We start from the raw sequence: 2,758 nt of genomic DNA on the forward strand, positions 1-2,758 counted from the left end.
ACCACGGCCAGCCGGCTGTCCGGGCGGCGCAGTGATTGCAGCACCGCGCCCAATGCGCCCGGCTTATGCGCATAGTCGACCAGCGCGAGGAAGTCCTGGCCGCGGTCGATCTGCTCGAGCCGCCCGGGCACCCGAGTATGCAGTAGCCCGGTTGACGCCTGCTCGGGGGAAACCCCCAGTGCATCGAGAACAGCCAGTGCGACAAGGCAATTGGCGATGTTGTATTCACCCGGCAGCGGGACGCCAACCCGGTGATGCACGCCGGCGGGGTCGATTGCGGTGAACTCCTGCGCGCCCACGTCGGCGGTCACGTCTTCGGCGTGCCAGTCCGCGGGCCGGCCCTGTGCACTGACGGTGATCGCCGCGTCGGCGCGGTCGGCCATCACGCGACCGGCGTCGTCGTCGACGCACACCACGGCACGACGGGCGCGCAGCGGCGACGACGGGTCGAACAACCGCGCCTTGGCCTCGAAGTAGTCGGCCATCGTCGGGTGGAAGTCGAGGTGGTCGCGGGACAGGTTGGTGAAAGCGCCGACCGCGAAGTGCACGCCGTCGACACGGCCTAGCGTCAGCGCGTGACTGGACACCTCCATCACCACAGTGTCGACACCGCGCTCGGCCATCACCGCCAGCTGGGCCTGTAACGCCGGCGCCTCGGGTGTGGTCAGTGCACTGGGGACGTCGACGCCGTTGATGCGCAGGCCGATCGTGCCGATCAGTCCCACCCCCCGCCCGGCCGCGCGCAGACCGGCCTCGAGCAGATACGTCGTGGTTGTCTTGCCCGACGTGCCGGTGACGCCGACGACAGCGAGGCGCTCTGAAGGACGGCCGTACACGGTGGCGGCGAGTTCGCCGAGCACGCTGCGGGGTTCGGGATGGACCAGCACCGGCACAGTACGGAATTGCTGCGCGTGGTCAGCGATTGCGGCGACGCCGGCGGTGTCGGTGAGCACCGCGATGGCCCCGCGTTCGATCGCGTCACCGAGATAGCGGGCGCCGTGGGTTGACGCACCGGGCAGTGCGGCAAAGAGGTCACCCGGTTGCACGTCCTGGGCTCGCAAGGTGACGCCGGTGATCCGCAAGTCGGGCACTACCCCGGGCTGATGTAGGCCCTCGGCGGGTACCGCGCCTACTTGAGCGACCAGCGTCGATAGCGGCACACCCAAGCCGATGGCCGGGCGTAGCCCGACAGGCACCGTGGGCACCGATATCACCTTCCTCTGCCGTGCCATGCCGGCAATTTCCGAGGCCGTTTCACCGTCTTGATCGGCCATGACCCTACCGATCCGGACAATTCCGGCGACACGGTTCCCAGCTTTGCCGAGCCAGTTGTCACGTGGTGGTGGTCAGTGCTGCCGGCCGCTCCGGCTCAGACGATGCGGTTGCCGACCGCCCGCGACTTCTCAACGTTGTCGCGCTCCATCGCCGCAAAGCCGATCCCGTCGTCGTTCAGATCCAACGCGTGATCGCCAACACTGGTCAGCAGCCTGCGCGAGGTCTCCAGCCAGCTTGCCGTCCTGATATGCAGCGCCGCCGCGGAGTCACCCACCCAGCCCGACTGTGCGGCCGCTATCCGGTTGTCCGACGACAAGTGGGCACTGGCCAGAGCCTCACCATGTTCGGACACCTGCGCCGCCGAGCCCGCCAACGCCTCCAGGTCGACCCGAAACCTTCCCCCGGCCGCCATCGCCACCACCTCCCGCCACAGCCCGACCGTTCTGATTAGCAGCCGCTGGTGGCGGCCGCAAATCACCCTGCGCCTACATGGCTTGCAATGTGAGCGGCGGCCCGGGATCAGGTGACAGTGGAATGTTTTCGCGCTGCAGTAGCCAGCCGGCGATGTTGTGGAACAGCGGGGCTGCCGACGATCCGGGTGAGCCGTCGGCGGCGTGCTGCGGGTTGTCCATCATGATGCCGATGACATACCGCGGGTCGTCGGCCGTGGCCATACCGGCGAAGGTGATCCAATAGACGTTGTCGAAGTAGCAGCCGCACGCCGGGTTGATCTGTTGCGCCGTACCGGTTTTGCCGGCAATCTGGTAACCCTCGACCGCAGCTGCCGGCCCGGTGCCCTGCTGATTGCCCGTCGGATCACGCTGCACCACCGCGCGCAGCATGTTGCGCACCGTCCGCGCGGTTTCCGGCGATACCACCCGAATCCCTTCTGGGCGCGGCTCTTCGGTGCGGTTGCCGTCGGGCGCGACGGTGGCCTTGATGATTCGTGGCGGCATCCGCAGCCCGTCGTTGGCGATCGTCTGATACGCGCTGGCCATCTGCAGCAGGGTCATCGAAAGACCTTGGCCGATCGGAAGGTTGGAGAATGTGCTGCCCGACCACTGGTCGAGCGGCGGAACCAGCCCGGCGCTCTCACCGGGCAGCCCGACGTTGGTGCGCTGCCCCAGCCCGAACTTGCGGAGCATGTCGTAGTAGCGGTCCGGGCCGACGCGCTGGGCCAGCATCAGCGTGCCCACGTTCGACGATTTCCCGAACACACCGGTGGTGGTGTAGGGCGCCACACCGTGATTCCAGGCGTCGTGCACCGTGACCCCGCCCATGTTGATAGAGCCCGGTACCTGCAGCACCTCGTCGGGATTACTCAGCCCGTATTCGATTACCGATGAGGCGGTGACGACCTTGTTCACCGACCCCGGCTCGAACGGTGAAGTGACCGCGGGGTTACCCATCTGCTTGTTGCCCTGACGCCCGACGTCCTGAGACGGGTCGAAGGTGTTGTCGTTCGTCATGGCCAGCACTTCGC

Annotated in this window: 3 protein-coding genes; all 3 read right to left on the reverse strand. The window is 67.3% G+C overall.

Annotation, left to right across the window (positions count from 1 at the left end):
• Nucleotides 1-1,205 (reverse strand): Mur ligase family protein (locus WAN71_RS23910; RefSeq protein ID WP_422227709.1); only part of this gene is annotated, 1,205 nt, incomplete at its 3' end.
• Between the two features lie 164 nt (nucleotides 1,206-1,369).
• Nucleotides 1,370-1,687 (reverse strand): WXG100 family type VII secretion target, encoded by a 318-nt coding sequence (locus WAN71_RS23915; protein ID WP_422227710.1) that lies wholly within the window; start codon nucleotides 1,685-1,687, stop codon nucleotides 1,370-1,372.
• 73 nt (nucleotides 1,688-1,760) lie between these two features.
• A partial coding sequence (locus WAN71_RS23920) for a peptidoglycan D,D-transpeptidase FtsI family protein (protein WP_422227711.1) occupies nucleotides 1,761-2,758 on the reverse strand: 998 nt, incomplete at its 5' end.

It is taken from the genome of Mycobacterium sp. (genome assembly GCF_049280035.1).
Taxonomy (GTDB): Bacteria; Actinomycetota; Actinomycetes; order Mycobacteriales; family Mycobacteriaceae; genus Mycobacterium.

Bases quoted from the DNA above. Each gene is read 5' to 3' on its own strand.
- WAN71_RS23915 (WP_422227710.1), bottom strand. From the start codon at position 1,687: ATGGCGGCCGGGGGAAGGTTTCGGGTCGACCTGGAGGCGTTGGCGGGC.